Annotated in this window: 22 protein-coding genes and 3 tRNA genes; 8 read left to right on the top strand and 17 right to left on the bottom strand. The window is 62.8% G+C overall.

Features of this window, described 5'->3' with window-relative positions; all coding sequences use genetic code 11:
- Positions 1 to 78: 78 nt before the first annotated feature.
- From ACE1EY_RS08195 to mtnA, 9 genes are all read right to left on the bottom strand, one after another.
- Positions 79 to 155, bottom strand: a tRNA-Asp gene (locus ACE1EY_RS08195).
- A 27-nt stretch (positions 156 to 182) separates the two neighbouring features.
- A tRNA-Val gene (locus ACE1EY_RS08200) sits at positions 183 to 258 on the bottom strand.
- Positions 259 to 319: 61 nt separating this feature from the next.
- A complete protein-coding gene (locus tag ACE1EY_RS08205; RefSeq protein ID WP_291513774.1) occupies positions 320 to 592 on the bottom strand; it encodes an HU family DNA-binding protein in 273 nt (90 codons plus the stop codon).
- 274 nt (positions 593 to 866) lie between these two features.
- Positions 867 to 3,257, bottom strand: coding sequence for an endopeptidase La (gene lon / locus ACE1EY_RS08210; protein WP_370299928.1), 2,391 nt, complete (start codon positions 3,255 to 3,257; stop codon positions 867 to 869).
- A gap of 82 nt (positions 3,258 to 3,339) precedes the next feature.
- Positions 3,340 to 4,620 (bottom strand): ATP-dependent protease ATP-binding subunit ClpX, encoded by a 1,281-nt coding sequence (clpX, locus tag ACE1EY_RS08215; RefSeq protein ID WP_370299929.1) that lies wholly within the window; start codon positions 4,618 to 4,620, stop codon positions 3,340 to 3,342.
- A 93-nt stretch (positions 4,621 to 4,713) separates the two neighbouring features.
- On the bottom strand, positions 4,714 to 5,334 hold the full coding sequence (clpP, locus tag ACE1EY_RS08220) for an ATP-dependent Clp endopeptidase proteolytic subunit ClpP (protein WP_370299930.1): 621 nt from the start codon (positions 5,332 to 5,334) through the stop codon (positions 4,714 to 4,716).
- The gene (tig, locus tag ACE1EY_RS08225) at positions 5,331 to 6,662 is read right to left on the bottom strand and encodes a trigger factor (protein ID WP_291512458.1); all 1,332 of its coding nucleotides are present in this window, start codon (positions 6,660 to 6,662) and stop codon (positions 5,331 to 5,333) included. Before tig ends, clpP begins: the two co-directional genes overlap by 4 nt.
- Positions 6,663 to 6,716: 54 nt before the next feature.
- Positions 6,717 to 6,801, bottom strand: a tRNA-Leu gene (locus ACE1EY_RS08230).
- Positions 6,802 to 6,850: 49 nt separating this feature from the next.
- Entirely contained in the window at positions 6,851 to 7,852 is a 1,002-nt protein-coding gene (gene mtnA / locus ACE1EY_RS08235) for an S-methyl-5-thioribose-1-phosphate isomerase (protein WP_291512459.1), read from the bottom strand.
- 86 nt (positions 7,853 to 7,938) lie between these two features.
- On the opposite strand from mtnA, the gene ACE1EY_RS08240 reads away from it, so the two are divergent.
- The 5 genes from ACE1EY_RS08240 (at position 7,939) to ACE1EY_RS08260 (ending at position 12,107) form a co-directional block, all read left to right on the top strand.
- A complete protein-coding gene (locus ACE1EY_RS08240) occupies positions 7,939 to 9,243 on the top strand; it encodes a TRZ/ATZ family hydrolase (RefSeq protein WP_291512498.1) in 1,305 nt (434 codons plus the stop codon).
- On the top strand, positions 9,240 to 9,944 hold the full coding sequence (ubiG, locus tag ACE1EY_RS08245) for a bifunctional 2-polyprenyl-6-hydroxyphenol methylase/3-demethylubiquinol 3-O-methyltransferase UbiG (RefSeq protein ID WP_291512460.1): 705 nt from the start codon (positions 9,240 to 9,242) through the stop codon (positions 9,942 to 9,944). The genes ACE1EY_RS08240 and ubiG overlap by 4 nt, the downstream gene beginning before the upstream one ends.
- Positions 9,941 to 10,597, top strand: coding sequence for an HAD family hydrolase (locus tag ACE1EY_RS08250; protein WP_370299931.1), 657 nt, complete (start codon positions 9,941 to 9,943; stop codon positions 10,595 to 10,597). The genes ubiG and ACE1EY_RS08250 overlap by 4 nt, the downstream gene beginning before the upstream one ends.
- Positions 10,594 to 11,292 carry an SDR family NAD(P)-dependent oxidoreductase gene (locus tag ACE1EY_RS08255; protein ID WP_291512462.1) on the top strand — a complete coding sequence of 233 codons (699 nt, stop codon included), beginning with the start codon at positions 10,594 to 10,596 and terminating at the stop codon, positions 11,290 to 11,292. Before ACE1EY_RS08250 ends, ACE1EY_RS08255 begins: the two co-directional genes overlap by 4 nt.
- Positions 11,293 to 11,405: 113 nt before the next feature.
- Positions 11,406 to 12,107 (top strand): response regulator transcription factor, encoded by a 702-nt coding sequence (locus tag ACE1EY_RS08260; RefSeq protein ID WP_291512463.1) that lies wholly within the window; start codon positions 11,406 to 11,408, stop codon positions 12,105 to 12,107.
- On the opposite strand, the gene ACE1EY_RS08265 is transcribed toward ACE1EY_RS08260, so the two are convergent.
- Genes ACE1EY_RS08265 through ACE1EY_RS08295 form a run of 7 tightly spaced genes read right to left on the bottom strand, consistent with a single transcriptional unit; the run spans position 12,074 to position 17,331 of the window.
- On the bottom strand, positions 12,074 to 12,706 hold the full coding sequence (locus ACE1EY_RS08265; protein ID WP_291512464.1) for a hypothetical protein: 633 nt from the start codon (positions 12,704 to 12,706) through the stop codon (positions 12,074 to 12,076). The two genes, ACE1EY_RS08260 and ACE1EY_RS08265, sit on opposite strands and share 34 nt — an antisense overlap.
- A 23-nt stretch (positions 12,707 to 12,729) precedes the next feature.
- The gene (locus tag ACE1EY_RS08270) at positions 12,730 to 13,485 is read right to left on the bottom strand and encodes a pseudouridine synthase (protein WP_291512465.1); all 756 of its coding nucleotides are present in this window, start codon (positions 13,483 to 13,485) and stop codon (positions 12,730 to 12,732) included.
- Positions 13,482 to 14,222 (bottom strand): SMC-Scp complex subunit ScpB, encoded by a 741-nt coding sequence (gene scpB / locus ACE1EY_RS08275; RefSeq protein WP_291512466.1) that lies wholly within the window; start codon positions 14,220 to 14,222, stop codon positions 13,482 to 13,484. Before scpB ends, ACE1EY_RS08270 begins: the two co-directional genes overlap by 4 nt.
- Positions 14,219 to 15,031 (bottom strand): ScpA family protein, encoded by an 813-nt coding sequence (locus ACE1EY_RS08280; protein WP_291512467.1) that lies wholly within the window; start codon positions 15,029 to 15,031, stop codon positions 14,219 to 14,221. Before ACE1EY_RS08280 ends, scpB begins: the two co-directional genes overlap by 4 nt.
- Positions 15,028 to 16,029: a tryptophan--tRNA ligase gene (gene trpS / locus ACE1EY_RS08285; protein ID WP_291512468.1), complete on the bottom strand. Its 1,002-nt coding sequence runs from the start codon at positions 16,027 to 16,029 to the stop codon at positions 15,028 to 15,030. The genes ACE1EY_RS08280 and trpS overlap by 4 nt, the downstream gene beginning before the upstream one ends.
- Positions 16,026 to 16,700, bottom strand: coding sequence for a site-2 protease family protein (locus ACE1EY_RS08290; RefSeq protein ID WP_291512469.1), 675 nt, complete (start codon positions 16,698 to 16,700; stop codon positions 16,026 to 16,028). Before ACE1EY_RS08290 ends, trpS begins: the two co-directional genes overlap by 4 nt.
- Before the next feature lie 7 nt (positions 16,701 to 16,707).
- Positions 16,708 to 17,331: an L-threonylcarbamoyladenylate synthase gene (locus tag ACE1EY_RS08295; protein WP_370299962.1), complete on the bottom strand. Its 624-nt coding sequence runs from the start codon at positions 17,329 to 17,331 to the stop codon at positions 16,708 to 16,710.
- Between the two features lie 70 nt (positions 17,332 to 17,401).
- Between ACE1EY_RS08295 and ACE1EY_RS08300 the strand changes: the two genes are divergently transcribed.
- Genes ACE1EY_RS08300 through ACE1EY_RS08310 form a run of 3 tightly spaced genes read left to right on the top strand, consistent with a single transcriptional unit; the run spans position 17,402 to position 18,509 of the window.
- On the top strand, positions 17,402 to 17,944 hold the full coding sequence (locus ACE1EY_RS08300) for an inner membrane-spanning protein YciB (RefSeq protein ID WP_291512471.1): 543 nt from the start codon (positions 17,402 to 17,404) through the stop codon (positions 17,942 to 17,944).
- A complete protein-coding gene (locus ACE1EY_RS08305; RefSeq protein WP_370299963.1) occupies positions 17,944 to 18,246 on the top strand; it encodes a YciI family protein in 303 nt (100 codons plus the stop codon). The genes ACE1EY_RS08300 and ACE1EY_RS08305 overlap by 1 nt, the downstream gene beginning before the upstream one ends.
- The gene (locus tag ACE1EY_RS08310; protein WP_291512473.1) at positions 18,243 to 18,509 is read left to right on the top strand and encodes a BolA family protein; all 267 of its coding nucleotides are present in this window, start codon (positions 18,243 to 18,245) and stop codon (positions 18,507 to 18,509) included. Before ACE1EY_RS08305 ends, ACE1EY_RS08310 begins: the two co-directional genes overlap by 4 nt.
- Before the next feature lie 10 nt (positions 18,510 to 18,519).
- Here ACE1EY_RS08310 and ACE1EY_RS08315 read toward each other — a convergent pair whose 3' ends face one another.
- Positions 18,520 to 19,575 carry a hypothetical protein gene (locus ACE1EY_RS08315; RefSeq protein WP_291512474.1) on the bottom strand — a complete coding sequence of 352 codons (1,056 nt, stop codon included), beginning with the start codon at positions 19,573 to 19,575 and terminating at the stop codon, positions 18,520 to 18,522.
- Positions 19,576 to 19,604 lie beyond the last annotated feature (29 nt).

Consider the following 19,604-nt stretch of genomic DNA (forward strand, 5'->3'; position numbering starts at 1 on the left):
ACCCCTTCGATGCTAAGGTGTTACCGATGTCTCCGGAATAATCCGTTACCCATGTGATCGGTACGGACAGGGAGAAAATGGCGGAGCGGACGGGACTCGAACCCGCGACCCCCGGCGTGACAGGCCGGTATTCTAACCAACGGAACTACCGCTCCGCGAAACTGAAACTGTTCTCGTTTGACTGGTGGGTGCTGACGGGATCGAACCGCCGACATTCGCCTTGTAAGGGCGACGCTCTACCAGCTGAGCTAAGCACCCGGAAATGAAAACCCAGACGGTGAACCGCCTGGGTTTTCGTTGGGCACCTGCCCGACGCGAGTTATTTTATCGCGTCTTTGAGCGCCTTACCAGCCTTAAATCCAGGCGTCTTGCCTGCAGCGATTTCGATGGTCTCGCCAGTCTTCGGGTTGCGGCCAGTACGGGCGGCGCGGTCGCGAACAGCAAAGGTACCGAAACCCACGAGCGAAACCTTGTCACCCTTCTTCAAGGAAGCGGTGATGCCATCAAATACTGCGTCGACGGCGCTGGTGGCATCAGCCTTCGAAAGGTCAGCGGATTCGGCGACCAGCTGGACGAGTTCAGTCTTATTCATAGTACGAGGATCCCCTCAATTACGTGTGTATACGGTGGATGCGCATCCGTGCATCGCACTCACTGTGCATTCCAAGGGTCTTGTGATTAGAAAGCCCCACCGACGCAGCGGCCGCGCTGCGAATGTTCGGTCGGCATCCCTGACCGGCGTGTGTTCTCCATCCCTTGAAACTTCGTTCGCCCAAGCCTCGGGCTTGTGCGTTTTATAGCAGCGTGCCGAGAAGAGCGTCAACCGAAAAACCGCGAAATGACGCGGTTTTTTGGCAACTGATCGATCAATGGGCTCGAACCGGCTCCTTGCCGCCTTCCGTTGCCGCCGATGGCGGGTGCTCCGACTCGGCCGGCTCCGGCAAATGCTCAAGCGCCAGCTTCAGAACATCGTCAATCCAGCGAACAGGCTCGATATTGAGCTTGTTCTTGATGTTCGCGGGAATCTCCGCGAGGTCTTTGGTGTTCTCGTGCGGAATCATTACTGTCTTGATTCCACCACGGTGCGCGGCCAGCAGTTTCTCCTTCAAGCCGCCAATCGGCAGCACTTCGCCACGCAGCGTAATCTCACCGGTCATCGCCACTTCCGCGCGCACCGGAATCTTGGTTAGCGCAGACACCAGCGCAGTCGCCATCGCGATACCGGCCGACGGCCCATCTTTTGGTGTGGCCCCTTCCGGCACGTGAACGTGAATATCCATCTCGTGCTGAAAGTCCGGCGCAACCCCCAACGCAGCCGCGCGACTGCGCACCACGGTGAGCGCCGCTTGCACGGACTCCTTCATGACGTCACCCAGACTACCGGTATGCGTCAACCGCCCCTTGCCCGGGACGACGGCCGTTTCGACCGTTAGCAACTCGCCGCCGACCTCGGTCCAGGCCAGCCCGGTCACCTGCCCGATCCGGTTCTCTTCCTCGGCCTGGCCGAAACGGAACTGCGGAACGCCGAGATAGTTGTTCAGGTTGCGAACCGTGACATGGAGCGGCCCACGCTTAGGGTCTTCAACGAGTTGTTTGACGACCTTGCGCGCGATCTTGCTCATCAGCCGCTCCAGATTACGGACGCCGGCTTCGCGCGTGTACAGACGCACGGCATCACGCACCGCGCCTTCAGAGACCGATAGCTCGTCGGCGTTCAGGCCATTGTCCTTGATCGCCTTCGGCAACAGGTACCGCTGCGCGATATTGACCTTTTCATCCTCGGTGTAACCCGGCAAGCGGATCACTTCCATGCGATCTAGCAATGGCCCTGGAATGTTCAGGGTGTTGGCGGTGGCGACGAACATCACATCCGACAGGTCGAAATCCACTTCCAGATAATGGTCGTTGAACGTGTTGTTCTGCTCGGGATCAAGCACTTCCAGTAAGGCCGATGCCGGATCACCGCGAAAATCCATCGCCATCTTGTCGATTTCGTCGAGCAGGAACAGCGGATTGCGCACGCCGACCTTGGTCAGATTCTGAACAATCTTGCCCGGCATGGAGCCGATGTAGGTCCGGCGATGCCCACGGATCTCCGCTTCGTCGCGCACGCCGCCCAGGCTCATGCGGACGAACTTGCGATTGACCGCCCGCGCAATGGACTGCCCCAAGGAGGTCTTGCCCACGCCAGGCGGGCCGACCAGACACAGAATCGGCCCGCGCAGCTTGCGCACCCGGCTCTGAACCGCGAGGTACTCGAGGATCCGTTCCTTGACCGACTCCAGACCGTAGTGGTCCTCGTCGAGCTGATCTTGCGCCCGTTCGACGTCGATACGTGTCTTGGTCCGCTTCTTCCACGGCACGCCGGTGATGGCGTCGAGATAATTGCGGACCACTGTGGCCTCGGCAGACATCGGCGACATCATCTTCAGCTTGTTGAACTCGGCCGTGGCCTTGGCCTTGACCGACTTTGGCATGCCGGCCTTTTCGATCTTGTTCTCGATCTCCTCCATCTCGTTGGGCGCGTCTTCCATCTCGCCGAGTTCCTTCTGAATGGCCTTCATCTGCTCATTCAGGTAGTACTCGCGCTGAGACTTTTCCATCTGCTGCTTGACGCGGCCACGGATGCGCTTTTCGATCTGGAGGATGTCGATCTCGCCCTCAATGAGAGCGACGATGTGCTCAAGCCGAGCGCGCGGGCTATCGGCTTCGAGGATGGTCTGCTTGTCTTCAAGCCGCAGGCTCAGATGCGCGGCGATGGTATCCGCGAGGCGGCCGGCATCATCCATGCTGGTGAGGGACGGCAGCAATTCAGCCGGTGTTTTCTTGTTGAGCTTTACGTACTGCTCGAACAGACCCAGCGTCGACCGCACCAGAGCATCCATCTCGCGCGTCTCATCGTCATCGCGTTCGTCGAATGGGGCGTACTCGGCGACGAGGTAGCCGCCGTCCTGCTCGGTGAAGTTCGTGACCCGCGCGCGCTCCGTGCCTTCGACCAACACCTTTCGGGTGCCGTCCGGGAGCTTCAGCAGCTGGAGGATGCTGGCCAACGTTCCGACCTCGTAGACATCGTCCAGTCCCGGGTCATCGGTCTCGGCCTCTCGCTGCGCAACCAGCAAGATCTTCTTGTCATCGGCCATCGCCGCGTTCAGGGCGTTCACCGACTTGTCCCGCCCCACGAACAGGGGAATCGCCATGTGGGGGTACACCACCACATCGCGTAATGGCAGGACGGGGACTTGCTGTTCTTCTGACATGCGTGCGCCTGTTGATCGACTGCCCACTAAATGGAACCGACCAGCGCAGATTCAAGCGCCAATCGACATGTCGGCGTCGGTGTCAGGCGGACGACTTGACGTTTGACGCCTCTGGAAGCGATTCCTTCGGATTTTCATAGACGATGTAAGGCCGGGCATCGCCGCGCACGACGGCATCGTCGACAACCACCTTCACGGCGTTCTCCATCGACGGCAGGTCGTACATGACGTCCAGCAAAATGCGTTCGAGAATCGTGCGCAATCCGCGAGCACCCGTCTTGCGTTCCTTCGCCTTAGCGGCGACAGCTCGCAGGGCTTCGTCACGGAACTCGAGTTCGCAATTCTCCATGTCGAAGAGCTTGGCGTACTGCTTGGTCAACGCATTCTTCGGCTCGCGCAGGATGGAGATCAGCGCGTCCTCGTCCAGCTCTTCCAGCGTAGCCACCACCGGAAGACGGCCGACGAACTCGGGAATCAGGCCGTACCGCACCAAATCTTCGGGTTCGACATTGGCCAGCACCTCGCCCAGATCGCGATTGTCATCGCGGCTCTTGACGTCAGCACCGAACCCGATGCCGGATTTTTCCGAACGATCGCGGATGACCTTGTCCAGGCCGGCGAAAGCGCCGCCGCAGACAAAGAGGATGCCGGAGGTGTCGACCTGTAGAAACTCCTGCTGCGGATGCTTGCGGCCACCTTGCGGCGGTACCGACGCCATCGTGCCTTCGATCAGCTTGAGCAGTGCCTGCTGCACGCCTTCGCCAGACACATCACGCGTGATCGACGGGTTCTCGCTCTTGCGCGAAATTTTGTCGATCTCATCGATGTATACGATGCCGCGCTGCGCCTTTTCGACCTCGTAGTCGCACTTCTGCAGCAGCTTCTGGATGATGTTTTCGACGTCCTCGCCGACATAACCCGCCTCGGTCAGCGTGGTCGCATCAGCGATCGCGAACGGCACATCGAGCAACCGGGCAAGCGTTTCCGCGAGCAGTGTCTTGCCAGAACCGGTGGGTCCGATCAGCAGGATGTTGGACTTCTGCAATTCGACGCCGTCATCCACACCTTTCGCGCCGAGACGCTTGTAGTGGTTGTAGACAGCAACCGCGAGGACCTTCTTCGCGCCTTCCTGGCCGATCACGTACTCGTCCAGAACCGATTTGATTTCCTGCGGCTTGGGCAAGCCCTGGTTGACCGGCTTGGCCTGCAGTTCCTCGCGGATGATGTCATTGCAGAGCTCGACGCATTCATCGCAGATGAACACGGAGGGTCCGGCAATCAGTTTGCGCACCTCGTGCTCGCTCTTTCCGCAGAAGGAGCAGTACAGCACGCGGCCATTCCCGTTTTTAGATTCGTTTGCCATCAGCGTTTCGTCGTTTCGTCTCGTCAACCAAAGTGTGACACCGCCACACCCGGCTGCAGAATATCAAGCAAGATCCGGACCCGACGGATGCGCTCAGGACTGTCCAGTCTCCGCGCCAGGCCGACGATCCAGGACCTCATCAATCAGACCATAATCTTTCGCGCCTTCTCCCGAGAGGAAGAAATCGCGGTCCGTATCCTTCGAAATCTTGTCGAGATCCTGCCCGGTGTGCTGCGCAAGAATCTCGTTCAGGCGCTGGCGGATGAACAGAATTTCCTTGGCGTGGATCTCAATATCCGTCGCCTGCCCCTGGAACCCACCCAGTGGCTGATGAATCATCACGCGCGAGTGAGGCAACGCGAAACGTTTGCCCTTGGCGCCACCTGCCAGCAACACCGCACCCATACTCGCGGCCTGCCCGATGCACATCGTCGCCACATCGGGCTTGATGAACTCCATGGTGTCGTAGATCGACAGTCCGGCGCTCACCGACCCGCCGGGCGAGTTGATGTAGAGATTGATGTCCTTGTCCGGATTTTCGGACTCCAGGAACAGCAACTGCGCGACGATCAGATTGGCCATGTGATCGTCGATCGGGCCCACGACGAACACGACCCGCTCTTTCAGCAGGCGTGAGTAGATATCGAACGAGCGCTCCCCGCGAGGGGTTTGCTCGATGACCATCGGGACCAGATTCAGCGCGCGTTCATTCATTCAGCGGCCTCAGTATTCGGGTTCATCAGATCGTCGAAGCTCACGACTTTGTCGGTGACCTTCGCATCTTGCAGCAGCGTGTCAACCACCCGCTCTTCCATCGCCAGCGCCTGGAACTGCTGCATGATCTGCGGCTGTGATCGATAGTACTGCATCGCCTGATCACTGTCCGCGAGCTCAGACGCGTAGCGAGCGATCACCGCCTCCACATGTTCCTCTTCGACCTTGACTGACTTCTCTTTAATCACTTCGGAAATCAGCAGGGACAGCGCCACGCGCTTGGCCGCATTGTCCTTGAACAAGTCGTCCGGCAGCATCCGAGCCATTGCGTCAGGGTCATTGTTCGGCATGTTGCCAAAACGCTGAACCGCTTCCTGCCGCATCCGCTGAATCTCTTCATCGACCATTGCCTGGGGCACGTCGATCGGATTGGCGGCCAGCAAGCCATCCATGACCTGTTCCTTGACCTGCGTTGTGGCCGCCTTGTCACGCTCGCGGCCCAATTGTTCGCGGATCTTGTCGCGCAGGCCTGCTTCGCCAGCCGATTCCTCGACGCCCAGCGTCTTGAGCAGCTCGGCGTCATCGAGCGAGGGATCTTCGCCCGCCTCGACACTGTGAATCTTCACATCAAACTGAGCCTGTTTGCCCTTCAGATTCTCCGCCTGGTAGTCCTCGGGGAATTCGACGTCGATCGTGGTTTCGGTACCGGCCGTCAGACCGATCAGCGCGGTCTCCATGCTCGGGATGAACCGGCCGGCGCCTAGCTCGACCTCCTGGTCCTCGGCCTTCCCGCCCTCGAAAGGTTCGCCGTCCAGCTTGCCAAGGAAATCCAGCTTGATCTTGTCACCGCTCTCGGCAGCGCGTTCGACGGGCTTCCAGACGCGGTGCTGCTGGCGGATCGTGTCCAGCGTGCGTTCGACGTCAGCGTCACCGATCTCGACGGTCGGACGCTCCACGGTGATCGCATCCAGGCCAGCCAGGCTGATCTCGGGAAACACCTCGAAGCTCGCCGTGTACTTCAGCGGTTCGCCCACGGCCTCAGCCTGGATATCGAACGTCGGGAAACCAGCCGGCTTGAGTTCCGACTTTTCGATCGCCTGCGGATAGGTTGCCCGGAGCAATTCCTCGACGGCTTCGGCCCTCGCGGCGTCGCCGTAGCGCTGCTGCAAGACTTTCATCGGCACCTTGCCCGGACGAAAACCCGGCACTTTGGCGCGCTGGCCCAACTGGCGAATACGGGTGGTGAATGCCTGCTCCAGCTGGTCTGCCGGAATCTCGACGCTCAGGCGCCGACGGAGGCCTTCGGATTGCTCTACGGATACGTCCATGCTTGCTATCTACTTCTGTGGACCGGCCACGGTCGTGGACCGGGATGTGAAATCTGGTGCGAAAGGGGAGACTCGAACTCCCACGGGTTTCCCCACTGGAACCTAAATCCAGCGCGTCTACCAATTCCGCCACTTTCGCGAGGGCGCGAGAGTTTACCAGAGCGGGATTCGCGGCGGTGTGCGAACGTCTAGATCATCGCGGGCTGGAACACGCCCTGCTCCGTCACGATCCAGTCGATCAGCGCGTAGGGCGTCGCATCGAACACCGGATTGAATACCCGAATGTCTTGCGGTGCATGCCGCTGCCCTGCCCACGTGGTGATCTCATCGGACGGCCGCTCCTCGATTTCGATCTCGGATGCGCTCGTAGCGTTCATGTCCACGGTCGACATCGGGGCCACCACCATCATGCGCAAGCCGTGATGGCGCGCCAGCACCGCCAGCCCGTAGGTGCCGATCTTGTTCAGTACATCACCGTCAGCAGTGATGCGATCCGCGCCGGTGATGACCACGTCGATACGACCGGCGCGCATGATGCTCGCCGCTGCCGAATCGACAACCAAGGTCGGCTGGATACCGTCCATCGCCAGCTCCCACGCAGTCAGGCGCGCGCCCTGCAACCAAGGTCGGGTTTCGCCAACGAAGACATCTCCGAGGCGCCCCTCTGCCTGCAGCTGTCGAACCACACCCAGCGCGGTGCCGAATCCGGCAGTCGCCAGCGAGCCCGTGTTGCAGTGGGTGTAGACGTTGACATTGCCCTGCAGGCATTCCGTCGCGTGCCGGGCCATGGCGTGGTTCGCGCGCAAGTCTTCGGCCTGGATCGACAGGGCCTGTTGCAGCACATCGTCGAACAGGCTGGATTCATCGCCGCAGCGCGCCAGAACACGATCCACCGCCCAGGCCAGGTTCACCGCCGTCGGCCGAGCCAGTTTCAGGCGCTCACCTGCAAGCGCCAGGCCGGCCAGGCCGGTGTTGGAGCGGGCCGCCAGCGCTAGTCCGAAAGCGGCCGCGACACCGATGGCCGGCGCGCCACGCACGACCATGTTGGCGATGGCGTCAGCGACATCCTCCCAGCGCTCGCAGTCGACATAGGTCTCGCGCGCAGGCAAGCAACGCTGGTCAAGCAGGCGCAGGGTGCGCCCCGTCCAGCGCGCGGGATCCGGACATCCCTTTGTTATGCTTTCAGCCAATCACCGACCTCCGATTTCACGTTCTGGGACATGGTCTCAGTTCGCGGAGCATCTGCCTACGCCAACCGGGACTCTTCAAGTTGGAAGTGCATACCTTGCTCACGCCGCGCTGGCTACTACCGATCGAGCCGATGGCGGTACTGGAAGGCCATGGCCTGGCCATGGACAACGGCCGGATCACGGCGATCATCCCGCCCGAGGCGCTGGATAGCGTGCAGGCCGTCGAGCACATCGATCTGCCGGACCACGCCTTGCTACCGGGCTTGGTGAATGCCCACACGCACGCGGCGATGAGTCTGATGCGTGGCATGGCCGACGACCTGCCGTTGCAGGAATGGCTGGAACAGCACATTTGGCCCGCCGAGGGACGCTTTGCGTCGGAAGCCTTCGTGCGCGACGGCACGCAACTCGCAATGTTGGAAATGCTGCGCGGCGGCACGACCTGCTTTGCCGACATGTACTTCTTCCCCGATGCCGTGGCCAAGGCCGTCGATGCTGCGGGCATGCGCGCAGCGGTGGGCATGATCCTGATCGACTTCCCTACCGCCTGGGCCAAGGATGCGGACGAGTATCTGTCCAAAGGATTGAGCGTGCGGGATGCCTCTCGCGACATGCCCCTGGTCACCACGATCTTTGCGCCGCATGCGCCCTATACCGTCTCTGACGCGCCGCTCAAGCGTGTGCGCACGCTCTCGGACGAGCTGGACCTGCCGGTCCAGATGCATGTCCACGAAACCCGTTTCGAGGTCGATGAAGCGCTGCGCACGACCGGTCAGCGGCCGCTGCAGAGGCTGGACGGCCTGGGTCTGCTCAAACCGGGCTTCATGGCTGTCCACATGACCGCGCTGACCGATGACGACATCAGACTCTGTGGCGCACGCGGCCTTTCGGTGGTGCACTGCGCGGAATCGAACATGAAACTCGCCAGCGGCCAGTGCCGTGTTGACGACCTCCTGGATCACGGCGTGAATGTCGCGCTGGGAACCGATGGCGCGGCCAGCAACAACGATCTCGACATGTTCGGGGAGATGCGAACGGCCGCGATGCTCGCCAAACTGACGACACAACGCGCCACCGCCTTCTCGGCCGGGCAAGCCTTGCAGGCGGCCACGCTAGGCGGCGCACGCGCGTTGAACCTGGAGTCCGTCATCGGCAGTCTTCAACCCGGAAAATCCGCCGATATGATCGCCGTTTCGATGCGCCAACCAAACACTTGGCCGGTGCATAACGTGATCTCGCAACTCGTGTACGCCTGCGACCGCGAACAGGTCTCGGATGTCTGGGTGGCGGGTCAACGCCTGCTCGAACGCCGCGAAGCCAAAACGCTCAATGCTCCGCAAATCATGGATCGCGCAGCCCACTGGGCACAGCGCATGCAGGAACCCGCATGAATCAGAACGCCGATCCGGCCGAACTCGGCCGCTTCAATGCCCTCGCCCATGACTGGTGGGCTCCGGATGGCCCCATGGGTCCGCTCCACGCCATCACCCCGCTGCGCCTGGACTACATCCAAGCCACCCGACCGCTCAAAGGTTTGCGTGTCGCCGATATCGGCTGTGGCGGCGGCATCGTCGCGGAGGCCATGTGCCGGGCCGGCGCCAAGGTTACGGCCATTGACCTGTCCTCCGAACTGCTTGGAGCGGCCCAACTGCATGCCGAAGACGGCGGGCTGGACATCGATTTCCGCGAGACCAGCGCCGAAGCATTGGCGCAGGCTATGCCGGGGAGGTTTGATCTCGTGACCTGCCTGGAAATGCTAGAGCATGTACCGGAGCCGTCATCCATCGTCGCCGCCTGTCGGACGCTGGTGAAACCCGATGGCGAGGTGTTGTTCTCGACGATTAACCGCAACCCCAAAGCCTTCGCATTGGCCATTGTCGGTGCCGAATACCTGCTCCGCATGCTGCCTCGCGGCACGCACCAGTACGAAAAGCTGATCCGCCCCGCCGAACTGGCCACGTGGAGCCGCGATGCAGGCCTGGCGGTGCAAGACATGACCGGGCTGGTCTACAACCCGATCACGCAGGTCTATCGTCTGCACCCGACCGATGTAGGTGTGAACTACTTCATGCGCACGTGCCCGGCCGCATGAAGGCCTGGCTCTTCGACCTGGACGGCACGCTGCTCGACACCGCGCCGGACCTGCACCGAGCATTGAGCACCCTGCTAGCGGAGGAAGACCGCGAAGCCATCCCGCTGGAGCTGATGCGCCGCTACGTGTCACGTGGCGCCCGAGGCCTCGTGCGCCTGGCATTCGGTGAGGTTGCGGACGACACGGCGCTAACGACGCGCCTGGTCGAGCACTACGCCCGCGACATCGCATCGGCCACCCGCCTGTTCGATGGCCTGGAACCACTACCCGAGACGCTCAAGGCACGCGGACTGACCTGGGGCATCGTCACCAACAAGCTGGAGGTATTGGCCCGCCAGGTTCTCGATGCGCTGCCCCAGGCCGCCGTGCTGCAGGATTGCGCGTTACTGATTGGCGGCGATACCGCCGGCGAGCGCAAGCCCCATCCTGCGCCGCTGCTGCTCGCCGCGGATCGGCTCGCCCTGCCCGTCGCGGACATCGTCTATGTCGGCGACGCGCTGTCGGACATTGAGGCAGGCCGCCGCGCCGGAATGACCACCGTGTCGGTTGGCTGGGGTTATGTCCCCGACGACGTCGCGCCGCCCACCGCATGGCAAGCCGATCACCACGCCGACCGCCCCCGTGACCTGCTCGCCCTGATCAACACCCTGTGAACACAAGCGCACCCAACGATCCACCGGTCTGGCTGATCACCGGCGCCGGCAGCGGCCTGGGCCGCGCCACGGCGCTGGCTGCTGCCCGCCAGGGCGCCCGCGTCATCGTCGCCGGTCGCAGCCGTCGCCGGCTCGAAGACACCGCCGAAGCCATCGCCGACGACGGAGGCGTGGAACCGGCAGTCCTGCCGTTGAACTTGGCGGGCGCCAGCATCGATGACTACGAGCAGGTCACGCACATGCTGACTACCCAATTCGGGCGGCTGGACGTGCTCGTTCACTGCGCGGCACAGTTCACCGGACTGACGCCACTGCACGAGCTCAAGCCCACGGACATGGCGACGATCATGCATGTGAATGTCACGGCGCCGTGGCTGCTGACGCGCTCGTTGCTCGGGCTGCTGGCCGCCCGGCAGTCGGCAGTCGTCTGGATCGACGATGCCGATGCACGCCGCTCCAATGCATTCTGGGGCGCCTACGGGCTGTCGAAGGCCGCCCTTTGGAAAATGCAGGACACCTGGGCCCAGGAGCTGGACGCCACCAGCTCGATCCGGATGCTCAGCTTTTCGCCACCGCCGATGTTCACGGCGCTGCGACGGCTGGCATTCCCCGCGATCGCGCCCAGTCAACTCGAAACGCCGGAGCGCAACGCTGAACGCTTGCTGCAGCTGGTTCGGGGATCATCGACCGCGTGAAACCTCCGATACGGCAAATCGGCTTCCACCCCGCCCGGAAAATTTCGTTGCCCGAGGCGGTGAAAGGTCTGTTAACGTATCCGTGTAAGTAACTCAGCCCAAAGGATTTGGGGATGAATGGGGACAAACCCACAAGCATCCTGGTCGTGGATGATGACGAGGACATCACCGCCTTCATCTACGGACAACTCGAACCGCAAGGATTCGTTCTTGACTCAGCCGGCACCGGCGAACTCGGGCTCAAGCTCGCGCTGGAGAACGAGTACGACATCATCATTCTTGATTTGATGCTCCCCGGCATGAACGGCCTTGAAGTTTGCCGCGCCTTGCGCGAACGCAGCGAACGCTACACACCGGTTCTGATGCTCACTGCCCGCGGGGCGGTCGAGAACAAGATCGAGGGCTTCGCCGCCGGCGCCGATGACTACCTCGCCAAGCCGTTTTCGATTCTTGAACTGGACGCGCGCGTCAAGGCGCTGGTCCGCCGCTCGGCGGCACCGGCCTCAAAGCGATTACAGATAGCGGATCTAACGCTCGACCTCGGTACGCTGGAGGTCAAACGTGGCACGCATCGCATCGAGCTGGCGCCGATCCACATCCGCATCCTCACGCTGCTCATGCAGCGCTCGCCTGACGTGGTGTCACGCTCGGCGCTGGAATCGGTGGTCTGGGGCGACGACCCACCGGACTCAGACGCGCTGCGCGTGCATATCTACACCCTGCGCAATGCCATTGACCGGCCGTTCGACAAGGCATTGCTGCACACCGTGCCCAAGATGGGTTATCGGCTCGCCGCCATCGAAGACCCCGCGTAGGCGCAAACTCCGGCGAGCGGACACGGTAAGCACACCGGTTGCTTGCGGCAGTAGGACTGGGCGTGCACGACGACCTGCGCATGCGCCTTGCGTGAACAAGCGGCTGTCTCTCCGCAGGCCTTCAGGCACTGGCTCCCGAGGTCCGTGCCGGTCGCCGCCGCACCCAGGCCGGTGCGCGCCAGCAGGCGCTTGAGATAAGCATCCACCACGAAGACCGGTCGGCCGAAGGCGTAGAGCAAAATGGCATCGGCCGTTTCCGGCCCGATCCCCGGCTGCGCGAGCAACGCATCACGCAATTGCGGAGTCGCGACATCGCCAAGACCGTCCTCGCCGCCGGATTGACTCCACCAGTGGCTAAGCGCACGCAAACGCACAGCCTTTTGACGGTTAAATCCGGAAGGGCGAATCCACTCGGCGAGGGCGCCCTCGGGTGCCGACGCAATGGCATGAGGCTGCAAACCGGTCTCGGCGCGCAGACGGACCAGTGAGCGCTCCACTTGCTGCCAGCGACTCTGCTGAATCAGCAAAGCCCCCACCAGCACCTCGTAGCCCGACTCCGCCGGCCACCAGCCCGGCAAGGGACCGTGGGCACGGTCCAACTGCTGGAATAGCGCGGTTAGGCTCAGCGCGATGCGCCACCCATCCCGACCAGCTCGCGTAAGGCCTTCACCTCATCGGGCCGGGCCAGTCGGCTACCGCCAGCTCGGATCGATTTATCGGCGACCAGAGGCCCGAATCGGGTCCGGATCAGCCGGCTGACCTGTAAGTCCTGACTTTCCCATAGCCGCCGTACGAGGCGGTTACGACCTTCATGAACGGTGACATGGAACCACTGGTTGTCTCCGGTGGCGCCGCCGATTTCGATGGCGTCGAATCGCGCGACACCATCCTCCAGCGCCACGCCCTTACGCAGAATATCGAGCTGCGCATCGGTGACCCGCCCGAACACCCGAACGGAGTACTCGCGCGGAATCCGGTACTCCGGCCGCATGAGCCGCTGCGCCAACTCACCATCGGTGGTGAACGGCAGGACACCGGATGTCGCCACGTCGAGCCGTCCGACCGCGACCCAGCGGCCGCGCCCTGGCCGCGGCAGGTGCTGAAAGACCGTCTCCCGACCTTCCGGATCACGGCGGGTGACGATCTGGCCCGTGGGCTTGCGATAGATCAGCACCTTACAGGGCACGTCGGCCGCCACTCGCATGGCGACGCGACGACCGTCCACGGCGATACTGTCGGCGGGGGTTACCGGCTGCCCGACGGTGGCAATCTGTCCATTGACCTTGACCCGTCCCTCGCGCACCCAGCCCTCGATCTCGCGGCGCGACCCCAGGCCAGCGCGGGATAGAAACTTGTGGATACGTTCGCCTTCGCTCATGTCGGTAACCGTGTTGGGCCATCAGGCGCATCGCCTGGATCTGCGTCCGCGTCGTCGCCACCCGAAACCTGGCGCTGATCTTCGCCGGTCTCATCGGCCGTGCCGTTTTCGTCTGGTTCGGCCGAGGCCTCGCCTTGCGGGTCCAGCCTTGCCAACGCCGCATGCAGGGCATCGAGATCCTTGATCTCGGGCAGCGCGGGCAGTTGATCCAGTGACTTCAGATTGTAGTCATCGAGAAACTGCCGGGTCGTACCCAGCAAAACCGGCCGGCCGGGCACTTCTCGGTGTCCCACCTCGCGAATCCACCCACGCTCCAACAATGTGCGCACGATGTTCGCCGATAGCGACACGCCACGAATCTCTTCAATCTCGCCGCGGGTGATGGGCTGGCGATAGCAGATGATCGCCAGCGTTTCCAGCAAGGCGCGCGAATAGCGTTGGGGCTTCTCCCGCCACAGGCGGGCGACCCAAGGCGCGTAGGCTTCGCGTACCTGCAGGCGCCATCCACTGGCGACCTCTGTCAATTCCGTGGACGACTCGGCGCGCTGCGCGGCGATCCAATCCAGTGCCTCACGCAGCTGCGCTCGCGACGGCGCGGCATCGGTATCAAACACCGCCTGCAGGCGCTCGAAGGACAGCGGTTGGTCGCTGGCCAGCAACACCGCTTCCACGATGCGACCAAGCTCGTCAGATGACAGGCTGGACTGCTCCGCCGCCGGACCTGCGCCTTCGTTCATGCGGCCTCCTGCGGACCGGCGAGCCGGATCATGGGCAAGGCATCCGGATCGGACTGCTCGATCTCGATCATCGCCGTGCGGGCGAGTTCCAGCACCGCGAGAAAGCAGACAACAACCCCGGCGCGACCCTCGCCGAAATCTATAAGCACCGCGAAGGGCTTGGGTTGGCGATCCTTTAGCAATTCGATCAGACGCCCCATTCGTTCGCGCACACTCAGCGGTTCGCGCGCCACCTCATGACTGGCAAACAACTCGGCGCGCTGAAGCACATCGCGCAGCGATTCCAACAACTCGCGCAAGCTGGGGGGTGGCGGCTCGGAACGCACCTCAATATGGTCCGGTCGGGCACTGGCACTCCAGAACTCCCGGCCATGCCGCGGCATGGCTTCAATCCCTTCGGCGGCCTGCTTGAAGCGCTCGTATTCTTGCAGTCGCCGGATCAATCCGGCCCGCGGGTCTTCCTCGTCCTCGTCGTCCATCACCGGCCGCGGCAGCAACAGGCGTGACTTGATCTCCGCCAGCATGGCCGCCATCACCAGGTATTCGGCCGCGAGTTCGAAACGCATGTGCTGCATCAGACGGATGTAGTCCATGTACTGCGTGGTGATCTGGCAAACCGGGATATCGAGAATGTCGATGTTCTGACGACGGATCAGATACAGCAGCAAATCCAGCGGTCCCTCGAAGGCTTCGAGAAAAACCTCCAGCGCGTCCGGCGGGATGTAGAGATCCTTGGGTAGTGCGGCAAGCGGCTGGCCGTTGACCTTGACGGTCCAGTCCTGCGGTTCCGCGACAACCGCCTCGCTCACGCGGGCACCAGGCCAATCGCTTCGCGGGCGCGGCGCAGGGTGGGTTGCGCGCGCGCGGTCGCCGCTTCGGCACCCTGCTGGAGCACAGCGGACAGCTGCGTCGTGTCCTGTCGCAGTTCGGCGTAACGCGCCTGAATCGGTTCCAGCTCGGCCACCAGTGCATCGGCCACGTCCTGCTTGAACTGGCCGTAGCCGCTGCCGGCATAGTCCGCCTCGATCTGGTCGAAGCTCTTGCCGGTCACCGCCGCCAGAATGCTCATCAGGTTCGACACGCCCGGCTTGGCGTCGACGTCGTAACGGACTTCGGCCTCAGAGTCGGTCACCGCCCGCTTGATCTTCTTGACGATGCGCTTGGGCTCGTCCAGCAGCGTGATGTAGTTCGACTCCACCGTGTCGGATTTGGACATTTTTGCGGTCGGGTCCTGCAAGCTCATGATGCGTGCGCCGATTTCCGGAATATAGACCTCCGGAACCTTGAACAACTCACCATAAATCGCGTTGAAGCGCTGCGCCACGTCGCGCGTCAGTTCGATGTGCTGTTTCTGATCCTGTCCCACCGGCACCAGATCGCTCTGGTACAGCAGGATGTCCGCGACCATCAGCACCGGATAGTTCAGCAGCCCGGCGTTGATGTTTGCCTCATGCTTACGGGACTTGTCCTTGAACTGCGTCATGCGGTTGAGCTCACCGACGTAGGTGTAGCAGTTCAACAGCCATGCCAGCTCGGAGTGCGCCGGCACATGCGACTGCACGAACAAGGTGTTGCGCGAAGGGTCCAGCCCGCAGGCCATGTACAGACACAGAAACTCGTAGCAGCGCTCGCGTAGCGCGGCGGGGTCCTGGCGCACGGTGATCGAATGCAGATCCACCAGCATGAACAGCGTGTCGTACTCGTCCTGCTTCTGCACCCAGTTGCGAATGGCGCCGAGATAATTGCCGAGGGTCAGGTGTCCGGAGGGTTGAATGCCGGACAGCATCACAGGTCGTTGGTCGGTCACAGAGAAATTCCCAGCAGTCGGAACAGGACGTTGCGCAGGCCGTCCATCGGCGGCCCGATCATGAAGCCGAGCACCCCGGTGGCCAGCAGCAGGATCAGAATGACCAAACCGTAAGGTTCGACCTTCATGTATTGCGTTGCCGCCTCGCGCGGCAGCAGCGCTGCCAGCACGCGGCTGCCATCGAGTGGCGGAATCGGCAGCAGATTGAGCACCAGCAACACCAGGTTGATCAGCACGCCCGCGAAGCACATGTATGCAACACCTTGCCCCCAGGCGGCCGTGGTGCCGGTGATCACGAGGAGCTTGAGCCCGACGGCCCAGCCGAAAGCCATGATCAGGTTGGACAATGGGCCGGCAACAGCGACGATCGCCATGCCGCGCCGCGGATCGCGAAAACGCCCCGCATTGATCGGCACGGGCTTGGCCCAGCCAAAAATGATGCCGCCCGCGCCCATCAACGCACCGCCCAGCAACATCAGCCCCGGCACCAGCAGGGTGCCTACCGGATCGACATGCTTGATCGGGTTGAGCGTTAACCTGCCCAGGCGGCTGGCGGTGTCGTCACCCAGACTGCGGGCGACGAACCCGTGTGCGGCCTCGTGGACGGTCACGGCGAAGATCACCGGCAAGGCCCAGATCGCCAGCAACTGGATGAACGTGAATTCCTGCATGGCGAAATTATAGGCCCAGGGCCGCCACCGGCCCCTGCCCTTCGCGGATGATCTCGGGCAGATCGCCGCTCATGTCCACGATGGTGGTCGGCTCCACGCTGCACGCGCCGCCATCGACAATCACATCGACCTCATTGTCGAGCTGCGCCAGCACGTCGTCCGGATCAGACAGCGGCAACTCGTCACCGGGTAGCAAGGCCGTGCAGGTCATCAACGGCTCGCCCAGCACGTCCAGCAACGCCTGGCAGATGTTGTGATCGGGCACGCGGATCCCCACCGTCTTGCGCTTGGCGTCCTGCAGCCGGCGAGGCGTTTCATGCGTCGCCTTGAGCACGAAGGTGTATGGCCCGGGTGTGGCCGCACGCAGCATTCGATATTGGCGGTTGTCGACCTTGGCGTAGACCGATATCTCGGACAGATCGCGGCATAGCAAGGTCATGTGGTGGCGATCATCAAAACCACGCAGCCGCCGGATACGCGCCATCGCCTGCTTGTCGCCCATGTGGCAGCCGAGCGCATAGGACGAATCCGTCGGATACGCGATCACCGCCCCGGCGTTGAGCTGTTCAACGACCTGCAAGACCAGGCGGCGTTGCGGGTCAACGGGATGAATTGCGACGTGCTGGGCCATAAGGACGCGGTGCATGGACAATTGCCATGCAGCAAGGTCGAGTGGAGATGCGACCGCTATAATGCGTCGCATGAAAACGATGCTGGATTGGTTACCGGCGCTGGCCTTCGTGGCCGCGTACGTAGTTTACGACATCTATGTCGCGACAATGGTCCTGATCGGGGCGTTGTTTCTCGCCGTGGCCGTCCATCGGCTACACACCGGGGAATGGCACAAGACGAACCTGGTTGCGGCCTGTGTGGCGCTGGTGCTGGGCGGCCTGACGCTATGGATACGCGACCCCTTGTTCATCAAGCTCAAGCCGACCGTGGTCTATGCAGTGTTCTCGGTGATCCTCATCGGCAGCCATTTCATTGGCGACAAGCCTCTGATGGCCCGCATTCCACCGACCATGATCGCCCTGCCTGACTGGTTGTGGGCGCGCGTCAACGCGGCCTGGGCCGTGTTCTTCCTGGTCTGTGCAATCGTGAATGTGCCCATTGCGCTGCATTTTTCAGAATCCACCTGGGTCATGATCAAGACCTTCGGATTCCCTGCGGCGTCATTTGCTTTCCTGCTGGGGCATCTGCCGTTCGTGGCGCCCTATCTGCCCAAGGAAGAACCCAGCGCATGATGGCCTTCGCCATCGTCGCCCACGATGCGCAGGGTTCGCTGGACGCCCGCGCGGCGGCCCGCCCTGCCCATCTTGCGCGCCTGAATGCACTACAGGATGCCGGTCGTCTGCTGCTGGCCGGGCCCCTGCCGATCACCGAACATCCGGATGCCTCGGCATCGGGCTATCACGGCAGCTTGATCGTCGCGGAGTTCGAGTCGATCGACGACGCACGCGCCTGGGCAGACGCCGATCCATACCAGGACGCCGGGGTGTATACCCGCGTCGATATCTTCCCATTCAAGCCCGTCTATCCCCAATGACCCTGCAGGACACGCGCATCGCCGAAATCCGCAAACGGCTGGAGTCGGCCTTCGATCCTTATGAACTCGCCATTCAGGACGACAGTCATCTGCATGTCGGCCACGCCGGCGCCCGAAGCGGCAAGGGCCACTTCAGCGTGCGCATCCGCGCCGCCATGTTCGCCGACTTGCGCGCTGTCGAGCGCCACCGCGCTGTCTACACGGCACTGGGCGATCTGATGCATACGGATATCCACGCGCTGGCGCTGGACGCCGCGCCGTGAGCCCGAGGGATTAACCAAGACGCCTCCCCCGTCGTCGGCGCAGCCATCCGCTGAGCAGCCATAGTTCCAGCACCAGCCAGCCGGTCGCCCCCCAACGGATCGGGCCAGCGTCCTGCAGCAACTGGCGCTCTACCCATTCACGTGCCCGCCCCTTGCGGACGAACTTCGCCAGCCCCAGCAAGGGATGCGGCCGCAACGCGAGCCGACCGGTCCGCGCCAGCAGGCGCAACCCCGGCCCGCCCTTGCGCGCGGCGCGAAGAATCATGGCGTCACCCTGGCGCCCTAGCGTCTTCATCATGCGTAGCGTCGTACGCCCCCCGTGCTCCAGTGCATACGCGCCGAGACCGGCTCGTCGTGTCAAACGGCCGGCCAGCGCGAGATCAGCAGGATGTTCGACATGACGCAGAATGCGCAATGTCGTCGCGGCGTCGGTCTGCCTGGCCAGGCGACGTGCGTCTGCGGTCACGGCCGCGATACGACGACCATCTCCACTGCGCCGCGCCATCCGAACCAGGCTGCGCGTAAAACGTGCCGATAGCGCGCCTGCGCGGCGGCCCGCCTTGAGCAAGGCGGTACCGAGATCGGCTGATGGCGCCAGAGTCAGCGCCAGGCCCACCCCGGACAACGCGGCGATGACCGGATCGGTCGGCTCGCCTCGTGTCCAGCGTATGGACTGGATGACCAGGTCCCTGATGTCGCCAATGACGAACAGATCGGCGACCACCGCGCCCGCCAGCGCCGTGTCCGACGGGGCCTCGCCGGTGATCGCACCATGGGCGGCCTGCGACCACCGATACGCGGCGGATTCGCGCCGGGCGTCCAGCTGAAGCCGATACCGTTGGCAGTCAGATGATGGGATCACCTGGGCGTCACAGCCCGCGTTTAGGCTTACGGCCGCCTCCGAAAGCTGATCGGCCTCGAACTGTTGGCGAAATCGGCTCTCAAACGGGGCATCATCCATGGCGTCCAGTTCGGCATGAAAACGCTCCGTGGGCACGAAGGACCAGCAAAGCCATGCCAGCCACGAGGCGGCACCCAGACGCCCGAGACGCCATAGCCAGATCATGACTCGCCTTCGTTCAACAAACGCTGCAC

This window comes from Abyssibacter sp., assembly GCF_964229365.1.
Lineage (GTDB): Bacteria > Pseudomonadota > Gammaproteobacteria > Nevskiales > OUC007 > Abyssibacter.